This window comes from Ancylothrix sp. D3o, assembly GCF_025370775.1.
Classification (GTDB): domain Bacteria; phylum Cyanobacteriota; class Cyanobacteriia; order Cyanobacteriales; family Oscillatoriaceae; genus Ancylothrix.
In genome coordinates, this window is sequence record NZ_JAMXEX010000075.1 from 1 (window position 1) to 4422 (window position 4422).

5 protein-coding genes and 1 pseudogene are annotated in these 4422 nt (G+C 43.2%); 3 read left to right on the forward strand and 3 right to left on the reverse strand.

From position 1 onward, the window contains the following. Positions 1-47 precede the first annotated feature (47 nt). Positions 48-398 (reverse strand): hypothetical protein, encoded by a 351-nt coding sequence (locus NG798_RS26815; RefSeq protein ID WP_261226781.1) that lies wholly within the window; start codon positions 396-398, stop codon positions 48-50. Positions 399-1617: 1219 nt separating this feature from the next. Here NG798_RS26815 and NG798_RS26820 point away from each other — a divergent pair. The 3 genes from NG798_RS26820 (at position 1618) to NG798_RS26830 (ending at position 3820) form a co-directional block, all read left to right on the forward strand. After that, positions 1618-2688, forward strand: coding sequence for an ATP/GTP-binding protein (locus NG798_RS26820; RefSeq protein WP_261226782.1), 1071 nt, complete (start codon positions 1618-1620; stop codon positions 2686-2688). Positions 2689-2691: 3 nt separating this feature from the next. Beyond that, positions 2692-3342, forward strand: coding sequence for a DUF3226 domain-containing protein (locus NG798_RS26825; RefSeq protein WP_261226783.1), 651 nt, complete (start codon positions 2692-2694; stop codon positions 3340-3342). A 244-nt stretch (positions 3343-3586) separates the two neighbouring features. Beyond that, a complete protein-coding gene (locus NG798_RS26830; protein WP_261226784.1) occupies positions 3587-3820 on the forward strand; it encodes a hypothetical protein in 234 nt (77 codons plus the stop codon). A 50-nt stretch (positions 3821-3870) separates the two neighbouring features. Here the strand turns inward: NG798_RS26830 and NG798_RS26835 are convergent, their stop codons facing one another. Together NG798_RS26835 and NG798_RS26840 are read right to left on the reverse strand one after the other, a co-directional pair. Next, complete coding sequence (locus tag NG798_RS26835) at positions 3871-4047, reverse strand: hypothetical protein (RefSeq protein WP_261226785.1); 177 nt, start codon at positions 4045-4047, stop codon at positions 3871-3873. A 74-nt stretch (positions 4048-4121) separates the two neighbouring features. Next, positions 4122-4422 (reverse strand): annotated as a pseudogene (locus NG798_RS26840) (IS630 family transposase); the annotation flags it as partial.

Sequence of the window (4422 nt, forward strand, 5' to 3'; positions counted from 1 at the left end):
ATAGCAAAACAGAGGTAAAGTTTCTGACCGGGCGACAAGAGGTTCGCTTAGTCGGTGAAGTTGGTGGGGCCGGTGGTAGCGGAGAGGCCGGTGGTGGTGAGGAGGCCGGTGGTGCCGGTGGTAGCGGGGAGGCCGGTGAAGTCTGTGGATGTCGGTGAGCAAGCGTGGTGTTGTTGGCGCTGGTGGTGCCGGTGCTCGCTAGGAACCCAGGGAGGCCGGTGGTCGTGGGGAGGCCGGTGAACAAGCGTGGTGTTGTTGGCGCTGGTGGAGCCGATGGTGCCGGTGGTAGTGGGGAGGCCGATGGTGCCGGTGAGCAAGCGTGGTGTCGAGGGGGCCGGTGAGCAAGCGTGGTGTCGGGGGGGCCGGTGATGTACATTTTCTCGCTCGCCGGCCCCCAATAGCCATGAGTTATAGAATTTCCAAGCGAGACACCGGCCTCCAAAAATCTACTTATTCCACCTCCTCCACCGGCCCCTCAAAATCTACTGGCCCCACCGCAGAAATCAGTATCTCAATATCTAGCGGCCTCTCAAGATCCAAGAACTCTATGATGTCCACCGGGACCAATGAATCAAATTAGTTTTTAGTTGATTCTTAAGTGGCCTGATTTCATTAACTAAACGAGGCTAGTGATGTGATGGGTGTCTACTGAAGTGGCCATGAGTGCCGGTGCGATACGATATTGGCCAGTGTCTGCCTAGGATGCCGGTGGCGTACGATATTTTGTCCTGTCCGCCCGGAACGGCGATAATGTACATTTTTTCAGGGCGGGTTTGAAATGGCCATGCGATTTTAAATTTCCAAGCGTGACACCGGCCTCTTCATGTTCAAGAACTTCTCTAGGTTCACCGACAACATAAGCTTTTGTGCTGGTTGGGGTAATTATAACTGAGTTGCTGTTCCTAGTTGGCAAGGGGGCCGGTTTTGGTTTTGAGTTTTGACGCATGAGGTAAGGGAATCTTAATAATTTTCGCTTCTTTGGTAATTCTTAAAACTTTTGACAAGAGAAGATATCTTATCGACTTAGGAATTACTTAAAATAATGCATTACGAATCTGTAGAAAAGTAGTTTTTACAAAAAGTCTATACTTCTTAAAAAAAGGGTAGTCAATCTTTTTATCCTTATTTTTTATGAAATTGTAATAATTCTACCAATAACTGAAATGTTAGTAATTGACGGGTATTTAATCGCTTTGCGAAGTGGTTATAATAAAATTAAGGTATTACTTTTGTTAGGCGGTCTTGTTTAAAATTGAAACCGTTCTTTTTTTTACCATACTCGGCTTGAAATCCCAACCCATCGAGCTTTTAAGCTTCTTGTCACCCCGTCAGATCCAATATATAAAATAGCTATCCACAACGTTATGTACAGCTGCATGCAGAGTAAATCTAACCTGTTGATGTACATCGCTACTTGTTCCGAAGCATAACGGCAAAGTTGTAGGGCGGCAGATAACCTCGAACTCTCACCGATAACCTCTGTACTGTCCGCACCAACGCACTGTTAGCCCTCTTGATGCGGTAGTGTCAATATATGGTATGGTTAAGATAAGAGACTAAAAAGCACAAGATCCCTTGCCTAGTGTTGGACACCATAACTTACACAAAATGCCAAATATGCTGAAGTCATTAAAAATTGAAAATTTTCGTTGTTTCCAAATGTTCGAGCTTCAGCAGCTTGGTAAGTTAAATTTGCTTGTTGGTACTAACAATAGTGGTAAAACTTCAATTTTAGAAGCTGTGCAGCTTCTAGACTCTCAATCTAATCTTGAATCATTGCGAGAAGTAATGATTGGCCGCGGTGAATATATTTTAAGTGATGAACGAGGTATTGGGAGAGAGCTAGATGTTCGTCACCTTTTTTATGGCCATGAAATTGATGAAGGCAGTAAGTTTTCAATCTTGGGTAATAATCATAATGGTGGAGAGGGAATCACGGTATCTGTAAAACACTCAGAACAACTGAGCCTATTTGAGGATTTACGAGAGTTTGTATTAGTAATTGAGTGGTTAGGGCAAGAGAGTAAACGCCTCCAACTCCCCTTATCTTCTAAAGAAGGTTTGCCCTTAGATTATGTGAGGCGTGTTCGTAGGGACTTAAAAAATTTAGGCTCAAGAACTCAATTTGTAACATCTTCCTCTTTAACAAGTGAGAAAATGATCGAACTATTTGATCAAGTTGTTTTGACACCAGAGGAATATCTGGTTACAGAAGCACTCCAGACAATTGAGCCAAGTATTGATCGTATTGCTTCAGTTGGCTCTGAAAAGAATAGATTTACAGGCTCACGTAGCGGTTTTGTTGTCAGGCTCACCGATGGAGATCAACGCATACCGATTGGCAGTATGGGGGATGGAATATGGCGGATGCTGGGACTTACGTTAGCCATTGTTAATGCAAGGAATGGTGTTTTGTTAGTAGATGAAATTGATACTGGGCTTCACTTTAGTGCAATGTCTGATATGTGGAAATTAATATGGGAAACAGCTAAACGGCTTAATGTTCAGGTTTTTGCTACAACTCATAACAGTGATTGCTGGACGAGCCTTGCTGCAATTGCAAACAACGACAGCCCAAGTGAAGAGGGCATTACAATTCAGAGGATTGAAAAAAGTAAACCAAACAGTATTGTTTTTACAGAACGACAAGTTGTAATCGCTGCTGAACAAGGAATTGAGGTGCGGTAGCTCATGGTTGATATTTACCCAAGAGTTCTTCTCGTAGAGGGAAAACAGGATCGTTTCGTAATACCAGAACTAATTGAAGCGAATGGTGTGAAGTGGGGGACTCGCAAAAACCCGGTTGTTTTTATTCGCGATTATGATGGTTATCAAAAGTTAGTTGATCCAGATGTAATCTCAACCGAACTACAAGCTTCTGGGCTTTCTGCGCTTGGAATAATGATTGATGCTGATGATAACCCTACAGGACGTTGGCAAAGCATTAGAAGTGCAAGCTTGAAAAGCATTCCTGATCTTCCAGAAACTTTACCCGAAGACGGCTTAATACATACTACGCCCACCGGAATCCGATTTGGGATTTGGATAATGCCTGATAACAAGATGTGTGGCATGTTGGAAACCTTCCTGACTTACATGATTCCAACAGGCAGTGCAGCACTTTGGCAGTTTGCCCAAGCAGTAACCAACGAAGCTAAAGGTAAAGGCGCAGTATTTACAGACTCTCATCTTGATAAAGCTAACATTTATACCTGGCTAGCTTGGCAGAATCCTCCAGGGCGGCAACTACATCAAGCAATTATGGAACACATTTTGCATCCTAATCACCCTAATGCTCAGAGATATGTGACTTGGTTTAAGACTTTGTATGGCTTGATTTAAGGTCTTTTTTAATAAGAACTCAACGGTCTTTACTTGAAGAAAATATCTCTGCATACCACAACTGAGGAGTAGAGAGCTAAGTATTTCTTATACGGAAAGTTTCCGTCTAATCTTTTTCTCAATCCTAATAAATCAAGAATTATAACGGATTCTTGCCTGAATCTAAGGAAAGATTCTTTTTTGCCCACTTATTTAGGTAATATACAGAATTTTTCCGTATAACAACCCTTTACAGGAGGATTATATGGAATTTTTTCGTGTATCCCTTGTTGAACCAGTCACAAGTTGGCTCTTGAGTGAATTAATCTCTTGGAGTAAATTATTCCGCTCGGTTTCCAGTTGGTTGATGATTTCGGAGGCCGATTCTAGTTCCACCGGCCCCAAAAACATTCACCGGCCCAAAAACAGCCACCGGCTCCCAAATATCCATCGGCACCAAAAATATCCATCGGCACCAAAAATATCTACCGGCCCCTAAAAATCCACCAGCTTTTCAATATCTGCCGGCCCCCAAACATCCACCGGCCCCTAAAAATCCACCGGCCATCGAGCAGAGCAATCGGTGTTTGGAGGTTCGCTTACGCCACTGTATGCACCGATATCTGAAAGATCCACCGGCCCCCGCATATCCACCGGCCCCTGGATTCCCATCGGCCCTTGAAATACCGTCGGATCTCTGATGTCCACCGGCACCTGAACATTCACCGACCCCAGGAGCCCCACCGGCCCAAACAGATCAAGCGAGCCTTATAGAGATGCCGGCTCCTTCTATAGCAATCCTAAATAGGTCGTGAAAAAATTCCATACTCAGAAAGTTTCGGGAAATCAAATATTTGACCATCAGCAAAAAACTTAAATAGCCATTTGACTATTTTAAAAGATTTACATAAATGGTAGAATTGTCTGATCAAGCTTTTTATTTGTAGCCAAAGATCTTCTACGGGATTTTGTTCTGGAGCATTAGGGGCGAATTTATGACAAGTAATTATCCATTCTTCTTCTAATAAACCTTCATTTACTATACTTAAATATTCCCGAAATTCTTTTGAGTCATGGTAAGTGGCTCCATCCCAAAATATA